Consider the following 22,096-nt stretch of genomic DNA (forward strand, 5'->3'; position numbering starts at 1 on the left):
GTCAGGGTTGATTGAACGGTCCCCAGGCCGGTTCGCGGACATCGCCGCCGGCCTGTCCGGACAGTTTCTGCTTCACGCGGCCGTCTGACGACACCGCCGACAGCACGCCGCGCCCGCCCACCTCCGATGCATACAGGATGGTGCGGCTGTTGGGCGCGAAGGACGGCGATTCGTCGCGCGACGAATCGGTCAGGATCTGGATCTGCCGGCTGGCCAGGTCCATCACCGTGACCTGGAACCGGCCGCCGTTGCGCGACACGTAGGCCAGCATCTTGCCGTCCGGCGACAGCCTGGGCGACACGTTGTAGCTGCCTTCGAAGGTGACGCGCTCGGCGGTGCCGCCGGTGGCCGCGACGCGGTAGATCTGCGGGCTGCCGCCGCGGTCCGACGTGAAATAGAGGTACTGGCCGTCGGGCGAGAACTGCGGTTCGGTGTCGATGGTGGTCGAACCGGCCACGCGCGTCAGCCCGCTGCCGTCGGCGTTGATGGTGTAGATCTGCGAACTGCCGTCCTTGGTCAGCACCACGGCCAGCCGCTTGCCGTCGGGTGACCAGGCGGGCGCCGAATTCGAGCCCTTGAAATTGGCCACGACGGTCTGCGCGCCGGTCGCCAGCGAGTGCACGTAGATGATGGGCTTCTTGGCCTGGAACGACACATACGCGAGGCGCGTGCCGTCCGGCGACCAGGCGGGCGAAATGATGGGCTCGCTCGAGCGCAGCGCGGTGCGCGGGTTCTGGCCGTCGGCGTCGTCCACCTTCAGTTCGTAGCTCTTGCCGGTCTTCACCACGTAGGCGATGCGGGTCGAATAGACGCCGCGCTCGCCGGTCAGCTTTTCATGGATGAAGTCGGCGATGCGGTGGCCGGTTTCGCGCACGGTCGAGGCCCCGAACAGGAAAATCATGCCGTCCGGCTTGTTCTGCCGCGCGATGTCGTAGAGGCGCATGCGCACTTCGTAGCGGCCGCCGGGTGCTGGCAGGATGCTGGCCAGCGCCAGCGCATCGGCGCCGCGGTCCTTCCACTGGTTCAGGTCGATGGCCGCGTTTTCCGGCACCGGCGTGGTGCCCGGATCGACCAGCTTGAACAGGCCGCTGCGCTCCAGGTCGGCGCGCACGACACCGGTCAGCGCCTGCGGCAGCAGTCCGTCGCCGGCAAAGTTGGCGATCGCGACCGGAATGCGGTTTGCGCCGGCGCCGGTGATTTCGACCGTGAGCTGCGCCTGGGCGGCGGTTGCTGCGAGCAGCAGCGTGGTGGCCATCAGTCTGAATACCTTGAACATCTGATCCTTTCGATGAGAAGTGGTGGGTCGGCGGCTACTGTCCCAGCGGCCGGAACACCAGATCCAGGTTGCGCACGAAGACCGACGGATCGTCCGGCTTCGGCAGCGGTGACGACTTCACGATGGCACGCAGTATCGCGTCATCGAGCGCCGGATTTCCGGTTGATCTTTTCATGCGCGGTTCGCCGACCACCGAACCGTCCGGCAGCAGCGCGATGGCGACCAGCGCTTCCGGGTTGCCGGTGGCGCCCGGCGGCAGCACGATGTTGCCGCGTATCTTGGCGCTGATCTTGTCGCCCCAGGCGTTCGCAGCGCTCCGGCGCGCGCCTTCCGCGGCGGCCTGCGCGATCAGGTCCGCTTCGCGCGAAGCTTCGCGCTTGGCCTGTTCGGCGCTCTCGCGCGCCATGGCTTCCTTGAACATCCTGTCCTGCGCTTCGATCTCGCGCCGCATGTCCGGCGGTGGCGGCTTCACGTCGGGCTTCTTCTCGACCGGTTTCGGTTCGGGTTTCGGCTTGGGTTCCGGCTTGGGCTCCGGCTTGGGTTCGGGCTTCGGCTCAACCTTGGGAACCGGTTTCGGCTTCGGAGGTTCCTTGAACGCAATGTCCGGCTTGGCCGGCGGCGGCGGAGGCGGCGGCTCGACCACCGGGTCCGGCCGTTTCTCGACCACCGGCTCGGGCGGCGGCGGCGGACGCACCGGCGCTGCCACTGTCGGCATGCTGCTGATCAGTTCCACCTGCACGGCAGCCGGCTTGCTGGTCTGCCAGCGCACGCTGTAGAACAGGAACAGCCCGAGCAGCAGATGCATGCCGGCGGCCAGCACGGCCGACTGCCATTTGCCGGGTTCCGGGCGTTTGAGTGCGTGCTCGCGCATCAACGGGCCGGTTTCGCAGCCTGGCCGGTCTGCACCAGCAGACCGATGCGGGTGATGCCGTTGCCTTGCAACGTATCCATCACCTTCAGGATTTCCTCGTAGCGCGCCGCCTTGTCACCGGCCACCACCACGGCGCGATCGGGTTTTGCGCCCTGCAGGTCGCGGATGCGCGTCACCAGCGCATCGCGCGTGACGGTTTCTTCCTTGCCGCCCTGGTCACGGTCGCGCAGCGCCAGCTTGCCGTCGGCCTTCACGATGACTTCGATCGGCTGCGCCGGGGTCTGCGACGCCTGACCGACGCTGGGCAGTTCGATGCTGCCGGTGGGCGTGGCCTGCGGCGCCACCATGAAGATGACGAGCAGCACCAGCATCACGTCGATGTACGGCACGACGTTGATCTGGTTCATCAGGCGGCGCTGTCTTCTCATTGCGCCTTACCGGGGCCCTGGCGCTGCAGGATGTTGGAAAACTCTTCCATGAAGCTTTCCCAGCGGATGGAAATGCGGTCGATGTCGTGCGCGAAGCGGTTGTAGGCGACCACCGCCGGAATCGCCGCGAACAGGCCGATCGCGGTTGCCACCAGCGCTTCGGCGATACCCGGGGCGACCTGGGCCAGCGTCGCCTGACCGACGTTCGACAGGCCGCGGAAGGCGTTCATGATGCCCCACACGGTGCCGAACAGGCCGATGTAGGGGCTGACCGAGCCGGTCGAGGCGAGAAAGGCGAGATGAGATTCGAGTTCGTCGACCTCGCGCTGGTAGGTCGCGCGCATGGCGCGCCGGGCGCCATCGACCGCGGTGGCGGTGTCGATGTTCTGCCGCCCCCTGAGCTTGGTGAATTCGCGGTAGCCGGCTTCGAAGATGCGCTCCATGCCGCCCGCGTTGTGGCGGTCGTTGGCCGCGCTCTGGAACAGCGCGTTCAGGTCGCCGCCGGACCAGAACTCCAGCTCGAACTTGTCGGTGCGGCTGCGTGCGCCGCGGATGGCAAAGGATTTGCGGAAAATCCAGTACCAGCTCATGAACGAAATGCCGATCAGCAGCGCCATCACCAGCTTGACCAGCAAGCTGGCGTTCATGATGAGCGAAATGATCGAGAGGTCTTCTGATAGGTTCATGGTCAGTTCGTGAGCGGGGGCAGAAGAGGAAGCGGGGATGAAGGGACGAGCCGCGCGCGCAGTGCAGGCGGGATCGACACCGGACGGCCGCGCGCCGGATCGATGCAGATCACCCGCACCAGTCCGTCGAACAGCAGCGTGTCGCCGCGGTACAGCCGCTGCGCGAAGTCGATGGCGACCCGGCTGACGCCGGCAATCGTACTGCGCACCTCGAGCGCGTCATTGAAATGCGCCGGCTTCAGGTATTCGCCGGTGACCGAGCGCACGACGAAGCCGTGGCCCTGCACGGTCATGTCGACCTGATCGAAGCCGAGCGCGCGCAGCCATTCGGTGCGCGCACGCTCGAGAAAGCGGAAGTAGTTTGCGTAGTAGACGACCCCGTAACTGTCGGTGTCTTCGTAATAGACGCGAACCGGCCACGAAAAACCGTCGCCGTGCGGGCCGTCATCGTGCTGCGCGGATGGAGTCATGGGCCGCGATTTTACCCGAGCGGCCGGCCCGGCTTGCTGCATGGCATCAAAAAGCCTCGCAAGGGGATGTAACAGGCGGCTGGGCGGCGTGGAGGCGGGCAATCGGCAGCGTTCAGCGGCGGGTGGTCACGACCAGCGCGATGCCGCCCAGCGTGGCGGCCGACGCCAGCGCCAGTCGCGCGGTCAGCGGCTCGGCCAGCAGCAGCGCGCCACCGAGCGCGGCGATCACCGGCACGCTCAGCTGCACCGTGGCGGCCTGCGTCGCCGTCAGCCCGCGCAGTGCGCTGTACCAGATGGCGTAGCCGACGCCCGATGCCAGCGCGCCGGACAGCACGGCGTACAGCACGCCCGCCAGATCGATCCGGGCGTCGGCCGCCGACACCATCGACAGGCCGATCGCCAGCGGCACGGCACGCACGAAATTGCCGGCCGTCATGGCGAGCGGCGTGCCGCGTGCGTGACGCCCGCGCAGCGAGTACACGGCCCATGCCATGCCGGCCAGCGCCATCAGCAGCGCCGCATCGACCGGCGGCGCACTGACGCCGGGGGCCAGCAGCACGCCCAGCCCGCCCAGCGCGACGCCGAAGCCGGCGATCTGCAGCGGCCGGAAGCGTTCGCCCTTGAACAGTCCTGCGGCAATCATGCTCACCTGCACCGTGCCGAACAGCAGCAGCGCACCGGTGCCGGTCGACAACGCGCGATAGGCGAAGGAGAACGCGGCGGCATACACGAACAGCGCGCACGCACCCGGCCAGTCGCCGGCCAGCCGGCTGCCCGACTGGCGGCGCACCAGCGCCCACAGCACCAGCGCACCCGCCGCCAGACGGATCAGCGTGAAGCTGGCGGCATCAATGGCCGTATCGGCCAGCGCCAGCCGGTTCAGCACCGAATTGGCGGCGAAGGCGAACATCGCCAGCGCGGTCAGCGCGGCGATGCGGCCGGCTGGATGCGGCGCGGTCAAGACCGGTGCGACGGCAAGCCGGCCTTACGGGCGGCGCAGCTGCTTCAGATCGCGTACCGCGCCGGTATCAGCGCTGGTGGTCATCAGCGCGTAGGCCTGCAGCGCCTGCGACACCACGCGGTCGCGCTGCTTCGGCGTCCACGCGTCGGCGCCGCGCGCTTCTTCGGCTGCCCGGCGATGCGCCAGTTCGTCGTCCGCGATGACCAGATGGATGGTGCGGTTCGGAATGTCGATCTCGATCACGTCACCGTCCTTCACCAGCGCAATCAGGCCGCCCTGAGCCGCTTCCGGCGAGGCATGCCCGATCGACAGGCCGGAGGTGCCGCCCGAGAACCGGCCGTCGGTCAGCAGCGCACACGCCTTGCCCAGATCCTTCGACTTCAGGTAGGTCGTCGGGTAGAGCATTTCCTGCATGCCGGGGCCGCCCTTCGGCCCTTCATAGCGGATCACGACCACCTCGCCCGGTTTGACCTCGTCGCCGAGGATGCCGGTCACCGCGTCGTCCTGGCTTTCGTACACCCGGGCGGTGCCCGAGAATTTCAGGATCGAGTCGTCGACGCCGGCCGTCTTCACGATGCAGCCGCGCTCGGCGATGTTGCCGTACAGCACGGCGAGGCCGCCGTCCTGGCTGAAGGCATGCGCCTTGTTGCGGATGACGCCGTTCTCGCGGTCGAGATCGAGCGTCGGGTAACGCCGGTCCTGCGAGAACGCGACCTGGGTCGGGATGCCGCCGGGTGCGGCGCGGTAGAAGGTACGCACCGCTTCGTCTTCGGTGCGCACGATGTCGTACTTGTCGAGCGCCTCGCCCAGTGTGGCGCTGTGCACCGTCGGCAGGTCGCGGTGGATCAGCCCGGCGCGGTCCAGCTCGCCGAGAATGGCCATGATGCCGCCGGCGCGGTGCACATCTTCCATATGCACGTCGGACTTGGCCGGCGCGACCTTCGAGAGGCAGGGCACGCCGCGCGAAATGCGGTCGATGTCGGCCATCGTGAAGTCGACGCCGGCTTCGTGTGCGGCGGCCAACAGGTGCAGCACGGTATTGGTCGAACCGCCCATCGACACGTCGAGCGTCATCGCGTTCTCGAATGCCTTGAAGCTGGCGATCGAGCGCGGCAGCACCGATTCGTCGTCGTTCTCGTAATACTTGCGGCACAGCTCGACCGCCAGCTGGCCGGCGCGCAGGAACAGCGCCTTGCGGTCGGCGTGCGTGGCCAGCGTCGAGCCGTTGCCCGGCAGCGACAGGCCAAGCGCCTCGGTCAGGCAGTTCATCGAATTGGCGGTGAACATGCCGGAGCACGAGCCGCAGGTTGGACAGGCGCTGCGCTCGTAGGCGTCGGACTCTTCGTCGGAACAGTTGGTGTCGGCCCCCTTGACCATGGCATCGACCAGATCGACCGCAATGATCTTCATGCCGCCGGGGCTGGGCAGCACGACCTTGCCCGCTTCCATCGGCCCGCCGGACACGAACACGGTCGGAATGTTGAGCCGCAGGGCCGCCATCAGCATGCCCGGGGTGATCTTGTCGCAGTTCGAAATGCACACCAGCGCGTCGGCGCAGTGCGCGTTCGCCATGTATTCGACGCTGTCGGCGATCAATTCGCGGCTGGGCAGCGAATACAGCATGCCGCCGTGGCCCATCGCGATGCCGTCATCGACCGCGATGGTGTTGAATTCCTTCGCCACGCCGCCGGCCCTTTCGATCTCGCGCGCAACCATCTGGCCGAGATCCTTCAGGTGCACGTGACCCGGCACGAACTGCGTGAAGCTGTTCGAAATGGCGATGATGGGCTTGCCGAAATCGCCGTCCTTCATGCCGGTGGCGCGCCACAGCGCGCGGGCGCCGGCCATGTTGCGGCCGTGGGTGGAAGTACGTGAGCGGTAGGCGGGCATGGCGGCTCCTGCTGGAAATCGGGTAAAAGCGGGATTCTATCCGTCCCCCGGCCTGCCGGCCCGCATGTTGATGAACCGACCGCGCGTGCTGTTCGTGACCCGCAGCCGCTACTGGCGCGCCGGCAACGGCGAGGCCACCCGTACGCGCACATTGGTCGAGGCGCTGGCCGGCGTATGCGAACTGACGGTTTTCTTCCTCGAAGCCGCCGATTCCGACGCGTCAGCCGCGGTGGCGGCCAGCCCGCATCGCTACCGGCTGGCGCATGGCGGCCGCGAAAAGCCGGTACGTGCAGCGCTGCTGGCCGCCGTGCGACAGCTGTGCGGGCAGATACGGCCCGACGTCGTGCTGCTGTCGCGCCTGCAACTGGATTTCCTGCGCCAGGCGGTGCCCGCCGGCACCCGGCTGGTGATCGACACCCACGATCTGGTCAGCGACAACGCCGCGTCGCGCCGGCAGCTGGGCGTGCCGGTCGATGAGCCGCTCGGTTTCGAACGCGAGATCGCCTTCCTGCGTCGCTACGACCGGGTGCTGCTGATCCAGCCCGACGATCATGCGCGGGTCGCCGCCGTGCTCGGCGAGCGGGCGCTGTGCGTGCCGCATCCGGTCGAGCTGCCGGCGCAGCCGGTGCGCCCGGCGTCGCGCGTGCTCGGCTGTGCGGCCAGTCATTCACCGGCCAATCGGCACGGTCTGCAGTGGTTCTTCGGGCAGGTGTGGCCGCAACTGGCTGCACACCGGGTCGAGCTGCAGCTGGCCGGTCCGTTGTCGGCGTGGCTGCCGCAGCCCCTGCCCGCGGGGGTGCGCGCATGCGGTGTCGTGCCGGCGCCCGATGCGCTGTGGGCCGGCGTCGATGTGGCGATCAATCCGGTGCGCTGGGGCTCCGGCCTGAAGATCAAGACGGTCGAGGCACTGGCATCCGGACTGCCGCTGGTCACCACGCGCGAAGGCGCGCGAGGCGTTGAACAACTTGCCGGCGACGCTTTCGTGCTGGCCGACGACCCCGCCGCCTTTGCCGGCGCCTGCCTGCGGCTGCTCGATGACGTGGACGCGCGCCGGGCGATGTCGGCCGCGGCGCGCCGCTGGGCCGGTGCGAACCTGTCCGCGACCGTGTGTTTCGGGCCGTTCTTCAGCTGGCTGTCGGGAAATTCATGAATCTGCTCTGCCGGTCGCGCGGCGGCCGGCAGAGCCGGAACCCGGTTGGCGGTCTACAGTCAGGAGTGCGTATCCGACACATTCAGCGCGACCTGCGCGTCGCGCAACGCCTCTCGCGTCCGTCGCATACCGAACCGACCGCCTGACAAGAAAAGGAGATTCGCCATGTCACACCCCGCGTTGTCGACCTACCGTTTCGCCGAAGGCACCTGCATCGCCCAGGCCACGCCGCCGGAGGCGGCCCGCGTGTCGCTGGACAGCCCCGCGACCGCCGTCATGACCGATCTGGTGAACGTGCGCGCCGCCTGCATCGGCCCGCAGGCCTCACTCGACGCGGCCGAGCAGCGCATGCGCGAGAGCGGCGTGCGCATGCTGTTCGTCATCAGCGACATGCCCTGCGTGGATGGCATCGTCACGCTGTCGGACCTGCAGGGCAGCAAGCCGATCCGGTTGATACAGGCGCAGGGTCTGACCCGCGCCGAGCTGACGGTGAAGCAGGTGATGCAGGCGCTGAGTGACATCGACGCGGTGGATTTCGAGGCGCTGCGGCGCGCCACCGTGGGCAGCGTCGTGGCGGCGCTGCAGCACTACGGCCACGCCTACCTGCTGGCGGTCGAGGCGGCGACGCGCGGCGCACCACCGCGCATCCGCGGCATCTTTTCCGCGGCGCAAGTCGAGCGCCAGCTCGGCATGCCGTTGAATTCGGTCGAGGTCGCGGCCACGTTCGCTGAAATCGCGACTGCACTGCGCGGCTGACGAGACGGCGCTGGTCGCTGCACTACCGGGGCGGATAACCTGCGGTTATCGAATCATTGGTTGTTCGCCTCTTGAGTTATATGCGACGAACTCGCTATAAAGCAGACTGCTCAACGAATCTGATCATTGCCATGGCCACCGTCGCTCCCGAAAAAGTCCTCAGCGTGCATCACTGGAACGACACGCTGTTCAGCTTCAAGACCACGCGCGACCCCAGCCTGCGTTTCCGCAACGGTCACTTCGTCATGATCGGTCTGGAAACCGGCGGCAAGCCGCTGCTTCGCGCCTACAGCATCGCCAGCGCCAATTACGAGGAGCATCTGGAGTTCTTCAGCATCAAGGTGCCGGACGGCCCGCTGACGTCGCGCCTGCAGCATCTGAAGGAAGGCGATGAAATCCTGGTCGGGCGCAAGCCGACCGGTACGCTGGTGCTCGACGACCTCAAGCCGGGCAAACACCTGTACCTGTTTGGCACCGGCACCGGGCTGGCGCCCTTCCTGAGCCTGATCCGCGATCCGGAAGCGTACGAGCGCTTCGACAAGGTGATCCTGTTCCATGGCGTGCGCCATGTGAACGAGCTGGCCTATCAGGACTACATCGAACGCGAACTGCCGAATGACGAATTTCTCGGCGATGACGTGCGCGACAAGCTGCTGTACTACCCGAGCGTCACGCGCGAGCCCTACCGCAACCGCGGCCGCCTGACCGACCTCATCGTCAGCAACAAGATGACCGATGACCTCGGTCTGCCGCCGCTCAATCCGGACACCGACCGCGCGATGATCTGCGGCAGCCCGAGCATGAACAAGGACACCGCCGACCTGCTCGACGCGCGCGGCTTCGTCGTATCGCCGGGTGTCGGCGAGCCGGGCGATTACGTGATCGAACGGGCCTTCGTCGAGCGCTGATCAGCCGCGCTGGGCGTCCAGCCAGGCCGGAAAACGTTGCTGCCAGGCCCCCGGCAATCGCGCCGTCAGCGTGTCCCGATGTCCGGCATGCCAGTTGCGCAGCCAGTCGGTGACGCCGGCGACCGCTGGTTCGATCACCCGTCCGTCCGGCGTGTGAGGCGCCGACAGCCAGCCGTAGCTGGCCTGCGTGCCGCTGGCCAGCCGCACGCTGCACAGCGTTTCCCGGAAGCGCAGCAGACCTGACGTGTGCAGCGCCAGCTGCACCGGCCACCAGCCACCGGCTTCAGCCATGTCCGCCGGCCAGGGCTGGCCGTCCGGCGCGCCGGCCAGTTCAACCAGCAGGTCGCGCCGGAACATGCAGGCCGCCAGCGGTGGCGCGACCCACTGACTCAGCCCGGTCGCGAACGGCGGAATCTGCTGCACCGCCTGTGCCCAGGCGCCGCTTTGCGCGAACGCGTTCTGATGCACCAGCTCGCCGCCCGGCGTGATCAGCCGCACGTCGCTGCAGGTCACGCCGACCAGCGCGCCGTACTGGCGATAGAACAGATGGCGTTCGACGAAATCGCGGTCCAGGCGGTCACCCACCGGCAGGAACACGATGGATTCACCCGAGGCCGCGCGCGCCGCCGCGATGAGGCGCGTCAGGGCGTCCGCCCCATCCGCGCCGTCGTCGTAGCGGCGGATGTCTGCGCCGTCGGGCATTGCCGGACAGGACAGCGCGGCGGGCAGCAGCACCTCGCAGGCCGGATACCGCTGATCGAGTGCCGAGGTGACGCTCGCCGACACGCCGGCGGCGTCGCCGCGACCGATCAGCGCGATGCTGATGCGCGCCGCCGCGACGCCGCGGTCGCCGGTCGGCATGCGCTGCAGCTTTTCCCAGCGCCGGAAGTAGCTGCGGGCACGCGCGTGGTGCGCCGGTTCCAGATCGGCCATGTCCACCCACTGGTCGAGAAAGTGCAGCTGGCGCGGCGTGCGGTCGCGCAGGTCGATGCGCGGCGCATAGCGGCCGTTGCGCAGGCTGCCGAATTCGTTGGTCGAATGGATGCGATAGATGCCCAGGCTCTGGCGCAGGTAGTGAACGCAGCCGCTCCTGATCAGCGCCGCCGGGCACAGCGCTCCGTCGGCACCGCGCGGAAACGCCCAGGCCGGAATCGCGGCCAGGCACTCGGTGACCAGCGTGCGCCCGAACACCAGCCCGGTCGGTACCGAGAACGGGAAGAACATCGGCCGACCGTCGAGATCGTAGATGTCGTCCAGCTTGTCGATGCCGACGATCTGGAACCAGGTGTCCAGCGCCGATTCGCCGGTGCGCTCGTCGCGCAGGATGAGGTCGTGGCAAAGAAACAGCCGCTCGGTGTCGATCGCCTTCGAGGCGATCCAGGCGGCCACGCCCGCCAACTTGTCCGGCAGGCAAAGATCGTCGGAATCAAGCAGGCACACCAGTTCGCCGGTGGCGGCGCGCACGCCGGCGTCGAAGGCGGCGGACTGGCCGCGGTTGGGCTGCTGCAGCACCTTCACCTGCGGATGGTCGCGATAGCGCGCCAGCACTGCGAGCGAATCGTCGGTCGACCCGTCATCGACGACGACCACCTCGACCTTGTCGGCCGGATAGCGCTGCGCCAGCGCACTGTCGATCGCCTGACCGACGAACTGCGCGTAGTTGTAATTGCAGATGACGATGGAAAAAGACGGTGCGCGAGACGGTGCGCGGGACGGCGTGCTCATCGGTGCGGCTCCAGCAGGGTTTCGCAGCGATCGGCGACGGCCCGGATCGTCTGCTGCGGTTCGTACCCGGTGTGACGCTGCGCGAAGGCGCGCGCCGCCTGACCGAGGGCTGCGTTCGAGAGGGCCTTCCTGAACAGCGCCGTAATGGCCGCCGCGGCATCCGGCATCACCACGGCGGCGACACCGAGGGTTTCAAGACGTTTGGCGGTCATGACCTGTTCCATCTGTGACGGCAGCACGATCAGCGGTTTGCCGGCGAGCAACATGGCCGACACCGTGCCGTTGCCGCCATGGCACACCGCGAGATCGCAGTCGCGCCGGGCCGCCTCCATGTCCAGCGGTTCGACGCTGATGCGCATCGACCCGCGCGAAAACGTGGCGACGGTCTGCGCCGAGGCGCCCGGCACATGGGCCAGCACGCGCGCCGGCAATTTCGCCAGCGCGCCCAGCGCGGCGTCGATCGCCGGATAACCGGGTTTCAGATAGGCAAACACGCGCGGGCCGGTGCCCTCCGGCCAGACGACGTCGGTGCCCTGGCCGAGACTGAACAGCGGTCCGAGCCAGTGCGCGCCCGGGTGATCGGGGTAGTGATCGAGTTCTGCGAAGCCCAGCATCAGCGAGGCATCGCAGGCAGTCAGTTCCGACAGGCTCGCCAGCGGCGGCGCGTCCAGCGCGAACAGCACTTCGTTCGCGGTTTTCCACACGTGCGCCTCCGAATCGGCGACACGCTTCATGTTTTCCTGCTGCCACCAGCGGAACGGCGGCATCGGCCGCCCGCCGGGCGGAATGCAGAAACCGTCGCCCAGATTGACGCGCGGGGTGCCCAGCCCGCGCGAGGCCAGCAGCGCCGTCGGCGCGTGATCCATCACCAGCAGGTCGGGCTGCACGAGGTCGATCATCGCGCGCCAGGCCCGTGCGACACCGGTCAGTGCGCGCGTGTTCAGGAAGCCGAAGCGCATCAGCAGTTCGGCATGGCTGATCGGTGGCGGCAGCCCGGTGACCTGGCCGATCCACAGCGGCGCCTGCAGCCAGCGCAGGTGATGCCGGTGCAGCAGCGCTTCGGCGCCCAGCAGGTCGCGCACGGCGAACACCGGTTCGTGTCCGCGATCGCGCAGCGCCAGCGCGATCGGCAGCAGCCGCGACAGGTGACCGTAGTCACCGCCCAGTTCCCAGCAGAAAAGTATGCGCGCCATGGCTGCGATGGTAGCGGCTGCCCAAACAACAACGGCACCCGCAGGTGCCGTTGTGTGAAGGCTGTCGTGAAATCAGCCGGGTTTGCGTCGTCGCGCCGCGGCCAGTCCGGCCAGCGCCAGTCCGGCCAGTGCGAGGGTCGCCGGTTCGGGTACGGTGTTGTCGACCGCGCGCTGCGTGATGCCAAACGGACCGGTGTTGTTCGCCGGGATCACCAGCTGCTGCGGGCCCGGATTGGCGAACGAGAAGCTGTTGGGGTCACCGCTGCGGGCGATCGCCTGGCCGGGGCTGCAGCCGAACTGGGGGAACGGGTTGACCTCGACGTCCTGCGCAACAGCGGCGGCAAGCTGCGGTTGCTCGACGACGTTGCCGAACTGGATGGCGCCGTTGCCGTAGCCGTCTTCGACGAATTCGCCGTAGGAGCTGCAATCGGTGCCGCCCAGCATGTTCCCGGACACGGTGGCGATGATGTCGTACTGCAGCGTGAAGTCGCCCGAGCGGATGCCCAGATCGGCAGAGAAGTCACGCGAGTTCTGCGAGATGCTCGCCAGTGCGGAAGGCGGGCATTCGATGTAGCTGTCGAGCTGACCGCTGCCGGCGTCGGTACACGTGATGGTGCCGGTCGAAGCCAGATCCAGACGGATGTCTTCGCGCGTCAGCTCGGTGCCGTCGATGCTGATGACCAGCTCGAGTCGGGCGCTGCCGGTCTGGCCGATGAATGCGTTGTAGAACGCCAGTTCGGTGTTGTCGACGCGGAAGTCGAAGTTGACGGCCTGGGTGCCGGTGACATCCACCAGCGTGCTGTAGCTGACCCGGCTCCACGCCGTGAAGATGCCTTCACCGGACGAGCGAGCGCCGAAATTGGCCTGACCGCCGCTTTCGTAGCCGTAGGTATGGAAGAAAACGGAGTTGCCGCCGGGAGTGTCCTTCCAGAGGTAGTAGTCAACATTGCTGCCGGTCAGCGTCGGTTCGGTGATTTCCGAGCCGCCGCCGAGGCTGTAGCGTGCGTCGACCGAAATCGGATTGGCCTGCGCCTGCAGCGACAGTGCGCTGAAGGCCGCACCGATTGCCAGGGCGATGGTTTTTGCATTGGGAAGTCTGGCTTCCATGGGCTTCTCCGGTGAGGGTTGATGTGTGGAGTCCCCTAAGCAAAAACGAGGCCCAAAAAAAATCACCAAAAAATCAAGGGTGTGGTCGGCTCGTATGACCAAAGTGTTAAAAAATCTGACGGAAATCAAATTGAAAGCGCACGAATCAATGGCGCAAAACAGGTTTGCGGCGAAAAGTGCTGCGCCGCGTAGTCGTGGGCGCGCGCGCCGGTCAGTTCGCGCAGGGCGGCGTCGGCCAGCAGTTCGCGGCAGTGCTGCGCAAAGCCGTCCGGATCGTCGGCCACACGGAAGCAGCGGCCGGCGTCGTCATCCAGTCCACGCGCGCCTTCGATCGTCGTGACCAGCGGTACACCATGGCCCAGCGCCTCGACGTTCTTGATCTTCAGGCCGGAGCCCCAGCGCACCGGATTGATGGCGACGTCGATGCGGCCCCAGAGGGCGGTGTAATCCGCGACGAAGCCGTGTGCGATGGCCGTCACCCCGGCGGGTGGTGCCCAGACCTGGCACACCGACCCCCACACATGAAGTTCGGCGGTCACGCCCTCCAGCGCTGGCCAGACCTCATGGGCGAACCAGTCCAGTGCGTCGACATTGCCCTGCCAGCCGCTGGCGACAAAGCCCAGCACGCGGCCCTGTGCCCGCACCGGCTGGCGGGCGAACATCACCGGGTGCGGCACGCACAGCGCCCGCGGCCCGATGGCGGCCGCCACGCGACGTGCGTCATCCTGCTGGATCAGCAGTACGTGATCGTAGCGGGCCAGCCGCGCCATCTCCTCGTCGAACGACATATCGACGCCGCCCCAGGGCTCGAGCCCGACTCGCGCGCGCGACGCCACGTTGTCGCTGACCAGATCATGCGTGTCCAGGATGCGCAGCACGCCGGGCGGCAGCGCGTCAGCCAGAAAGTCGAGCCGCAGGCGCGCAAACAGGCAGGCATGGGCAGCGATCGCGCCGACCAGATCGGTCAGCTGCGCACGTGCGGCCGCCGGTTCCGGATCGGCGCAGGCATGCAGCGTGGCCGACACGCGCAGCGCGGCGAGCCGCTTGTGGTCGGCCTCGCCGACCGGCGCGAGGCAGAACAGGTGCAGCTCGAACAACTGGCCGAGCATCCAGGCCAGCGCCAGATTGCGCGTGCGCTCGCCGCCGCCCAGACGCCAGAACGGGTCGTGGGTGACGAACAGCACCACCCGGCGCGCGTTCATGCCCGGCCGCCCGGCGCGTGACAGGGCGCGTGCGGCGCCCGTATGCTCTGCGCCTGCTTCATGTCATTGCCGGATGAGTCGGACACCATGGAAAACCCCTGCGCGCGGTCGGAACGGACGCGCGATTCTTGCACAGGCTTGTCGCCATGAGCCGCGTGCTGATGGCGTGGGAACTCGGCGCCAACATGGGCCACCTCGACCGCATGCTGCTGACGGCGCGCGTGCTGCGCCGGCGCGGTCACGAGGTGGTGTTCGCGCTGAAGGATCTGTCGCGTGCGCATGGCCGCGTGGTCGGCGAAGGATTTGCGGTCATGCAGTCGCCGATCTGGCTCCCGCGCATGGCCAGACCGCCCGGTCTGGTCAATTTTTCGGCCGTGCTGGCGTCGGCCGGCTGGCTCGATCCCGCCGGACTGGCGGGGTTGCTGTCCGGCTGGCGCACGCTGTTCGACCTGTGTCGGCCTGATCTGCTGGTGTGCGACCACGCGCCGACCGCAATGCTGGCGGCGCGCGCATATCGTTTTCCGGTGGCTGCCGTCGGCAACGGGTTCGAAGTGCCGGCCTTCGGCGACGTGTTCCCGGCGCTGCATTACTGGGATGCGGCCGATACCGCTGCCTGCGCCGGCAGCGACGCCACCGTGCTGCGTGCGGTCAACGCCGCGCTCGCCGCATTGGGCCAGCCCGCGCTGCCCCGGCTCACCGCCTTGTTCGCCGACGTCCTGTGCATCGTGGCTTCGCTGCCGGAGCTGGCGCACTACCCGGCCTATCCGGACAGCGTGGTGCGCGTCGGCCCGAGCTTCGTCGACGACGCCGGCGCGCAGCCGCAGTGGCCGCAGGATGAAGGCGAGGGCATCCCCGTGTTCGCCTATGTGTCGCCCGAACACGCCGATTTCACGGCGCTGATGGCGGCCCTGCGCCAGCCCGGGCTGCGCAGCGTGGTGCATGCGAAAGGGCTGTCGGCCGCGACGGCGCGCGAACTGGGCGCGCCCAACATCCGATTCGAGCCGGCGCCGGTGCGCATGGACCTGGCCACCGCGCAGGCGCGCATCGTGCTGTCGCACGCCAGCATCGGCACCGTCAGCGCCGCCGCACTGGCCGGATGCGTGCAACTGGTGGTGCCCAATCACATGGAGCAGTACATGGTAGGTCGCCGCGTGGTCGAAGCCGGCATCGGGCTGATGGTCGAGCCGGGCAGCCGCGGCACCGACTATCCGGTGCTGCTGCGCAGGCTGATCGACGACACCTCCTTCTCCGCGGCCGCCATGGCGCTGGCCGGGCGCCATGCCGGCGTGCGACCGGACCATACCGGGGTACAGGTCGTGGACGCGCTGGAGCGGTGCCTCGCGCACGGCGCGGCGTGACCGGCAGCGGAACCCCTGCCGCGGCGGGCGTCCAACGCGCATGACGCCCCCTCACGCCGACCTTACGCTGCGACGCCTGCTGCTCAAGCTGCCGCTGCTCGCCGCGCTGCCGGCCCTGGCGCACGGTCCGGAGTTCGACCCGGTCGTGCGCGGCACGCCCCTCGTGCTGCCCCGCGACCACGGTGCGCACCCGCGCCACCGCATCGAGTGGTGGTACATCACCGGCTGGCTGGAGCGCGATGGCGCGGCGCCGGTCGGCTTCCAGCTCACCTTCTTCCGCGTGCGCCAGCCCGCGCACGACGCCAGTGCCAGCCGTTTCGCACCGGGCCAGATCCTGTTCGCGCATGCCGCGGTATCGGACGCCGCACGCGGCCGTCTGCTGCATGCTCAGAAGATTGCGCGCGCCGGCTTCAGCCTGGCCGAGGCGTCTTTGAGCGATCTGGATGTACACATCGACGACTGGAGCCTGCGCCGCAACCCTGCGCCGGAGCATCTGGCCGCGCGCATCGCGGCGCCCGACTTCGGCTATGCACTCGATTTCACGCCGACCCAGCCGGTGCTGTGGCAGGGCGACGCCGGCTTCAGCCAGAAGGCGGCCGACCCGGCGCATGCCAGTCACTATCTGAGCTGGCCGCAGCTCGCGGTGGCCGGCACACTGGACATCGGTCGTCGTCGGCAGCGCGTGCGCGGCCGCGCGTGGCTGGACCATGAGTGGTCGAGCGCGCTGATGCCTGACGGTGCCACCGGCTGGGACTGGCTGGGGCTCAATCTGGACGATGGTGGCGCCCTGATGGTGTTCCGCATGCGCGATGGCGAGGGCCGCGCGATGTGGGCATCGGCGACGCTGCGCGACGCGCGGGGCGAGCGGCAGTTCGCGCCGGCCGACATCGAATTCACCGTGCTGCGCACCTGGCTCAGTCCGCGCACGGCTGGCCGCTATCCGGTCGCGCTGGATATCCGCGTCGGCGATCGTCGCTTTGCGCTGCAGCCGTTGATGGATGACCAGGAATTGGACAGCCGCGCCAGCAGCGGCGCGATCTATTGGGAAGGCGCGGTCAGCGCAGCGGAGGCGGGGCGACCGGTCGGGCGCGGCTATCTGGAGCTGACCGGCTACGCCGGGGCCCTGCGCCTCTGAACGCGCCGGCGATCGGCATCAGACCGCCATTCAGAGCCGCCGCGCAATCGTCACCGCGAACGCCGACCCGCCGCCCACCAGAGCGCACCAGCTGCGCATCAGCCAGCCGTCGGGCAGGTCACCATGGCCCAGCGCTTCGTCGCGATGCGCGCATTCATCGGCCTGACACTCGACCAGCAGCGCGCGCAAGGCCGGGTGGCTGCCGTCGTCGGGCAGACGGTCGATCTGCTGCTGGTAATGACGGTCGACAAAGGTTTCCACCGCGCCGATGGTGCCGAACACCGCGCGCGCGCCGAACAGTGCTGGCAGCGCGCCGGTCAGGAAGCCGGCGACACGCCAGCCGGGCAGCAGGACGCTGCGCCGCAACGGCGGCAGCAGCGCCGAAATCCGGTCCAGGTGCTGCTGCTCGGTCACCCCGTGGCGCTGCGCGAATTCGCGCACCACCGGGTCGCGCGATACGGCAAGGATGCCGCGGTAGATCCACACCGCCCCGGTTTCGCCGGCATGGTCCGAGCGCAGTTCGCCGATCAGGTCGTGCGGCACGCCGGGCGTGTCGAGCGCGCGCGCGACGCGCTGCATGGATGGGCGCACGCGCAGGAAACCCCGGTAGGCGACTTCGAGCAGGCTGGCCACGCCCGGCAGCGCGCCGGCGCGGGCCAGCCAGCGCCAGCCGGGCAGGACCGCCCACAGCGCGATGAAGGCGCGTGCGCCGCTGAGCACTTCGCCGTCGTCGCGCCGCACATGAAAGCGCGCGAGATAGTCGGCCCGCTCACCGGCGACCGGCAGCGCGAGCTGCCGGTCGCTGACGTCGACCCAGTGCAGCGGCCGCAGCGGGCGCAGGCCCCGGTAGACGCCGACTTCGCGCCGGCACAGCGGGCAGTCGCCGTCGTACAGCACGGTCAGGCCGGTGGGGGATTCGATGTCGGGCGTGGTCATGGCGGGCGAAGGAAGGGAAGAAAGGCACAACGAAGGCGCAACGAGGACAACAACCACGCCGCTCAGACGCGGCGGAACCGCAATTGTTCAACCCGGCTGCGGCACGGTCACGGCCGACCTTTCGTGCTAACTTCACGCCCCGCCCTCGGACCGACAAACCGCACAGCATCATGGAAGCCTTCATCGTGTCGACCGGCGTGGTCGCACTGGCCGAAATCGGCGACAAGACCCAGTTGCTGGCCTTCATTCTGGCCGCACGCTTCAGGAAGCCCCTGCCCATCATCGCCGGCATCCTGTGTGCGACGCTGGTCAATCACGGTCTGGCCGGCGCGCTCGGTGGCTGGATCACTTCGGTACTGAGCCCGGAGGTGTTGCGCTGGGTGCTCGGTCTGTCCTTCATCGGCATGGCGATCTGGACGCTGATTCCGGACAAGATCGAGGACGAGGAAACGAAGGTCGCGGCGCGCCTCGGGGTGTTCGGCGCCACGCTGGTCACTTTCTTCCTGGCCGAGATGGGTGACAAGACGCAGATCGCCACCATCGCCATGGCGGCGCACTACGCCAGTCCGCTGCTGGTCGTCATGGGGACCACGCTGGGCATGCTGATCGCCGATGTGCCGGCGGTGTTCGTCGGTGACCGTTTCGGCGCGAAGATTCCGATGAAGCTGGTGCATGGCATTGCCGCCGCGATCTTCGCCGCGCTCGGTCTGCTGACCCTGCTCGGTGTCGATCGGCTGCTCGGATAGTTTCACTGCGCAACGCGCGCTGCGCTGCCTGCCGCGCACGCGAGGTCGAAGCGATCCCGCCTGGCGGTTGCCCACGCCATACGTGCCGATCTCCACATGGTCGCGGTGCGTCTGGCGTCATCGCAACCGGTCCGATGAGGATTTCAGGTTCAAGGCAGCGTGACATTTTCCCGTTAATGACTGCACGAGACACTTCGCGCCGGGACGGCGCTGGCATATTGAGTTCCAGAGGTTCGCCAGGGCATCACGGAGAGCTTTGCCGGCGCGCGCCGGAACGACCCGACAACAGGGCTGCGAGCACACATTCGGCATGCACGACAGGGAAATGTCCATTGATGAGGAATCGAAGCGCCTCGACACGCTGAGGCGCTACGACATCCTCGATACGCCGCGTGATGAACGTTTCGACAACATCACTGCGCTGACGGCCGAACTCATGCAGGTGCCGCTGGCCCTCGTCACCCTGGTCGATGCCGACCGTCTGTGGTTCAAGTCGGCGCACGGTCTCGATGTGCGCGAGATTCCGCGCTGCAACGGGCTGTGCTCGTCCGCCATCCAGCAGGACGGTCCCTACATCGTAGAAGACGCCCGCGAGTCGCCGTTCGAGCGGGAGCACCCGCTGGTCACCGGTCCGCTCGGGCTGCGCTTCTACGCCGGCGTTCCGCTCAGGGCCGACGACGGCCGCGCCCTCGGCGTGCTGTGCATCGCCGATCGCCAGCCCCGCCAGCTCGCTGCGCACGCGATCTGCCAGCTGCAGGTGCTGGCCAGGATGGTGATGGACCAGTTCGAGCTGATGCGCGCGCTCAGGCAGGTCACCTCGATCGCCGAAGACGACCGACGCTTCAAGCTGCTGTTCGACAAGATCGCCGATCCGATGCTGTTGCTCGACGCGGCGTCGGGCGTGTTCATCGACTGGAATCCGGCAGCCATGGAAATGCTCGGTTATCCGAATCGGGACGAAATCCGTGCCCTCAGCCCGGCCGACATTTCACCGCGGCGGCAGCCGGACGGGCGCGATTCGGCCGAGAAGGCCCTGGAAATGAATGCCATCGCTGCGCGCGAAGGCAGCCATCGTTTCCAGTGGGCCATCTGCAGTCCGTACCGCGACACGCTGGTCATCGAAGTACTGCTCACCGCGCTGACGATGCAGGGCCACCAGGTGTTCATCACCACCTGGCGCGATCTGACGCTGCAGCGGCAGGCCGAACAGAAGCTGCTCGACAGTGAAATCCGCTGGAAATTTGCCATCGAAGGTTCGGGTGACGGGCTGTGGGACTGGAACGTGCCCGATGGCACCGTCTTCTTCAGCCGGCGCTGGAAAAGCATGCTCGGTTTCGAAGAGCACGAGATCGGGTCCGATCTGACGGAATGGACATCGCGCGTGCATCCGGATGACATGCCGTCGGTGATGGCGGATGTGCAGGCACACATCCGCGGCGAAGCCACGACCTACATCAACGAGCACCGCGTGCGCTGCAAGGACGGCGAGTACCGCTGGATACTCGATCGCGGCAAGGTCGTCAGTCGCGATGAAGCCGGTGAGCCGCTGCGCATGGTCGGCACGCACACCGATGTGACCGATCGCCGGCGTGTGCTGATGGAGCTGGAAGCCGCCGAATTCGGCCACCGTGCGCTGCTCAACGCGATGGCCGACGGCGTGTTCGTGTCGCAGGATTTCCGCTTCGTGTTCAGCAACCCGGCGCTGCCGCAAATGCTGGGCTACGCGCCGGATGAGTTCACCGGCCTGCGCTTCGACCAGATCGTGCACCCGGATTTTCTCGAACTGTGGACCGAACGCTTCATCCAGCGCATCAGCGGTGCCATCGAACCGCTGCGTCAGTACGAGGCGAAGTTCCTGCGCAAGGGCGGTGTAGAGGTCATCTGGATCGAGCTGATCGCCTCGCGTTTCATGTTCCAGGGCGCGCCGGCGGTGCTCGGCATCGTGCGCAACATCAGCGAGAAGAAGAAGACCGAAGACATCATTTGGCGCCAGGCCAATTACGATGCGCTGACGCAGTTGCCGAACCGGCTCATGCTGCTCGACCGGCTCGATCACGAGATTCGCCAGTCGCGTCGCACCGGTCAGCCGCTGGCGGTCATGTTCATCGACCTTGACCACTTCAAGGAGATCAACGACACGCTCGGCCACCACCGCGGCGACCTGCTGCTGCAGCTGGCGGCGCAGCGCCTGTCGTCCTGCCTGCGCGAGACCGATCTCGTGGCCCGTCTGGGCGGTGACGAATTCACGGTTGTCGTGTCGGGGCTTGATGACATGGGCACGGCCGAGCGCATTGCGCAGAACATCCTCGACGCCCTGCAGCGACCTTTCCATCTCGATTCGGAACTGGTGTACGTGACGGCCTCGGTCGGCATCACGCTCTATCCACACGACGCGCGCTGCATCGAAGATCTCCTCAAGCAGGCCGATCAGGCGATGTACGACGCCAAGCATCTGGGCCGCAACCGTCTCAGCTATTTCACGCCGTCGATGCAGCAGCGCGCCGAAAAGCGCATGCGCCTGGTGGGCGACATGCACGAGGCGATCGCGAAAAAGCAGTTCTACATGGTGTATCAGCCCATCGTCGATCTGGCGACCGGGCAGACGCACAAGGCCGAGGCCCTGATCCGCTGGAACCATCCGGAGCGCGGCATCGTGTCACCGGTCGAATTCATTCCGATCGCCGAAGAGACCGGCCTCATCATGGAGCTGGGCGACTGGGTCGTGCGCACCGCGCTGGCCTTCGCACTCTATCTCCAGCAGCAGTTCGACGAGCCGGTGCAGATCAGCGTGAATCAGTCACCGGTGCAGTTCCGCAACAAGAAGTCGCAGTACCCGGACATCGTGGATGTGTTGCATCGGGCCGGTGCGACCGGCGAACTGGTCACGGTCGAAATCACCGAAGGCACACTGCTCGACGCCGATGCGCAGGTGCTCGACAAACTGCGCCGCATGCGTGAAGCGCACGTCCAGGTGTCGCTGGACGATTTCGGTACCGGCTATTCGTCGCTGTCCTACCTGAACAAGTTCGCCATCGACTACCTGAAGATCGACCGCTCCTTCGTGCAGGGACTGGCACCGCATTCGAGCGAACTGGCACTGTGCGAGGCGATGATCGTCATGGCGCACAAGCTGGGCATCAAGGTGATCGCCGAAGGCGTGGAAACCGCCGAGCAGCGCGACCTGCTGATCCTGGCCGGCTGCGATTACGCGCAAGGCTATCTGTTCGCCCGCCCGCTGACCGCCGAGGCGCTCGAGGCCTTCCTCGCCGAGGCCCCGCAGCCGCGGTGATCGACAACG

Annotated in this window: 19 protein-coding genes; 7 read left to right on the plus strand and 12 right to left on the minus strand. The window is 67.5% G+C overall.

Annotation, left to right across the window (positions count from 1 at the left end; translation table 11 throughout):
• Position 1: 1 nt before the first annotated feature.
• From tolB to ilvD, 7 genes are all read right to left on the minus strand, one after another.
• Positions 2 to 1,276: a Tol-Pal system beta propeller repeat protein TolB gene (gene tolB, locus ACTIFF_RS14695; protein ID WP_439537501.1), complete on the minus strand. Its 1,275-nt coding sequence runs from the start codon at positions 1,274 to 1,276 to the stop codon at positions 2 to 4.
• Between the two features lie 34 nt (positions 1,277 to 1,310).
• On the minus strand, positions 1,311 to 2,147 hold the full coding sequence (locus ACTIFF_RS14700) for an energy transducer TonB (protein ID WP_439537502.1): 837 nt from the start codon (positions 2,145 to 2,147) through the stop codon (positions 1,311 to 1,313).
• Positions 2,147 to 2,557 (minus strand): ExbD/TolR family protein, encoded by a 411-nt coding sequence (locus ACTIFF_RS14705; protein WP_439537546.1) that lies wholly within the window; start codon positions 2,555 to 2,557, stop codon positions 2,147 to 2,149. Before ACTIFF_RS14705 ends, ACTIFF_RS14700 begins: the two co-directional genes overlap by 1 nt.
• A 14-nt stretch (positions 2,558 to 2,571) precedes the next feature.
• Positions 2,572 to 3,261, minus strand: coding sequence for a protein TolQ (gene tolQ / locus ACTIFF_RS14710; RefSeq protein ID WP_069039064.1), 690 nt, complete (start codon positions 3,259 to 3,261; stop codon positions 2,572 to 2,574).
• Between the two features lie 2 nt (positions 3,262 to 3,263).
• Positions 3,264 to 3,731: a tol-pal system-associated acyl-CoA thioesterase gene (ybgC, locus tag ACTIFF_RS14715; protein WP_439537503.1), complete on the minus strand. Its 468-nt coding sequence runs from the start codon at positions 3,729 to 3,731 to the stop codon at positions 3,264 to 3,266.
• A gap of 112 nt (positions 3,732 to 3,843) precedes the next feature.
• The gene (locus ACTIFF_RS14720) at positions 3,844 to 4,692 is read right to left on the minus strand and encodes a DMT family transporter (RefSeq protein WP_439537504.1); all 849 of its coding nucleotides are present in this window, start codon (positions 4,690 to 4,692) and stop codon (positions 3,844 to 3,846) included.
• A 24-nt stretch (positions 4,693 to 4,716) separates the two neighbouring features.
• On the minus strand, positions 4,717 to 6,582 hold the full coding sequence (gene ilvD / locus ACTIFF_RS14725) for a dihydroxy-acid dehydratase (protein ID WP_439537505.1): 1,866 nt from the start codon (positions 6,580 to 6,582) through the stop codon (positions 4,717 to 4,719).
• Positions 6,583 to 6,652: 70 nt separating this feature from the next.
• On the opposite strand from ilvD, the gene ACTIFF_RS14730 reads away from it, so the two are divergent.
• The 3 genes from ACTIFF_RS14730 to ACTIFF_RS14740 all read left to right on the plus strand — a co-directional run bounded on the left by ACTIFF_RS14730 (position 6,653) and on the right by ACTIFF_RS14740 (position 9,396).
• Complete coding sequence (locus ACTIFF_RS14730) at positions 6,653 to 7,732, plus strand: glycosyltransferase (protein ID WP_439537506.1); 1,080 nt, start codon at positions 6,653 to 6,655, stop codon at positions 7,730 to 7,732.
• A 165-nt stretch (positions 7,733 to 7,897) separates the two neighbouring features.
• Positions 7,898 to 8,488: a CBS domain-containing protein gene (locus ACTIFF_RS14735; RefSeq protein WP_439537507.1), complete on the plus strand. Its 591-nt coding sequence runs from the start codon at positions 7,898 to 7,900 to the stop codon at positions 8,486 to 8,488.
• 131 nt (positions 8,489 to 8,619) lie between these two features.
• Positions 8,620 to 9,396 carry a ferredoxin--NADP reductase gene (locus ACTIFF_RS14740; protein WP_439537508.1) on the plus strand — a complete coding sequence of 259 codons (777 nt, stop codon included), beginning with the start codon at positions 8,620 to 8,622 and terminating at the stop codon, positions 9,394 to 9,396.
• Here ACTIFF_RS14740 and ACTIFF_RS14745 read toward each other — a convergent pair whose 3' ends face one another.
• The 4 genes from ACTIFF_RS14745 to ACTIFF_RS14760 form a co-directional block, all read right to left on the minus strand.
• Positions 9,397 to 11,121: a glycosyltransferase family 2 protein gene (locus ACTIFF_RS14745; protein ID WP_439537509.1), complete on the minus strand. Its 1,725-nt coding sequence runs from the start codon at positions 11,119 to 11,121 to the stop codon at positions 9,397 to 9,399.
• A complete protein-coding gene (locus ACTIFF_RS14750) occupies positions 11,118 to 12,314 on the minus strand; it encodes a glycosyltransferase (protein ID WP_439537510.1) in 1,197 nt (398 codons plus the stop codon). Before ACTIFF_RS14750 ends, ACTIFF_RS14745 begins: the two co-directional genes overlap by 4 nt.
• Positions 12,315 to 12,386: 72 nt before the next feature.
• On the minus strand, positions 12,387 to 13,421 hold the full coding sequence (locus tag ACTIFF_RS14755; RefSeq protein ID WP_439537511.1) for a PEP-CTERM sorting domain-containing protein: 1,035 nt from the start codon (positions 13,419 to 13,421) through the stop codon (positions 12,387 to 12,389).
• A 125-nt stretch (positions 13,422 to 13,546) separates the two neighbouring features.
• Entirely contained in the window at positions 13,547 to 14,623 is a 1,077-nt protein-coding gene (locus ACTIFF_RS14760; protein ID WP_439537512.1) for a glycosyltransferase, read from the minus strand.
• Positions 14,624 to 14,769: 146 nt separating this feature from the next.
• On the opposite strand from ACTIFF_RS14760, the gene ACTIFF_RS14765 reads away from it, so the two are divergent.
• Entirely contained in the window at positions 14,770 to 15,981 is a 1,212-nt protein-coding gene (locus tag ACTIFF_RS14765) for a glycosyltransferase (protein WP_439537513.1), read from the plus strand.
• A gap of 40 nt (positions 15,982 to 16,021) precedes the next feature.
• On the plus strand, positions 16,022 to 17,116 hold the full coding sequence (locus ACTIFF_RS14770; RefSeq protein WP_439537514.1) for a lipocalin-like domain-containing protein: 1,095 nt from the start codon (positions 16,022 to 16,024) through the stop codon (positions 17,114 to 17,116).
• 30 nt (positions 17,117 to 17,146) lie between these two features.
• Here ACTIFF_RS14770 and ACTIFF_RS14775 read toward each other — a convergent pair whose 3' ends face one another.
• Positions 17,147 to 18,052 carry a demethoxyubiquinone hydroxylase family protein gene (locus ACTIFF_RS14775; protein ID WP_439537515.1) on the minus strand — a complete coding sequence of 302 codons (906 nt, stop codon included), beginning with the start codon at positions 18,050 to 18,052 and terminating at the stop codon, positions 17,147 to 17,149.
• Between the two features lie 170 nt (positions 18,053 to 18,222).
• Between ACTIFF_RS14775 and ACTIFF_RS14780 the strand changes: the two genes are divergently transcribed.
• Entirely contained in the window at positions 18,223 to 18,798 is a 576-nt protein-coding gene (locus tag ACTIFF_RS14780) for a TMEM165/GDT1 family protein (protein WP_257098108.1), read from the plus strand.
• Between the two features lie 325 nt (positions 18,799 to 19,123).
• Positions 19,124 to 22,087, plus strand: a complete 2,964-nt coding sequence (locus tag ACTIFF_RS14785; protein WP_439537516.1) for a bifunctional diguanylate cyclase/phosphodiesterase — start codon at positions 19,124 to 19,126, stop codon at positions 22,085 to 22,087.
• Positions 22,088 to 22,096: the final 9 nt, after the last annotated feature.

Source organism: Methyloversatilis sp. (genome assembly GCF_051861465.1).
GTDB lineage: Bacteria > Pseudomonadota > Gammaproteobacteria > Burkholderiales > Rhodocyclaceae > Methyloversatilis.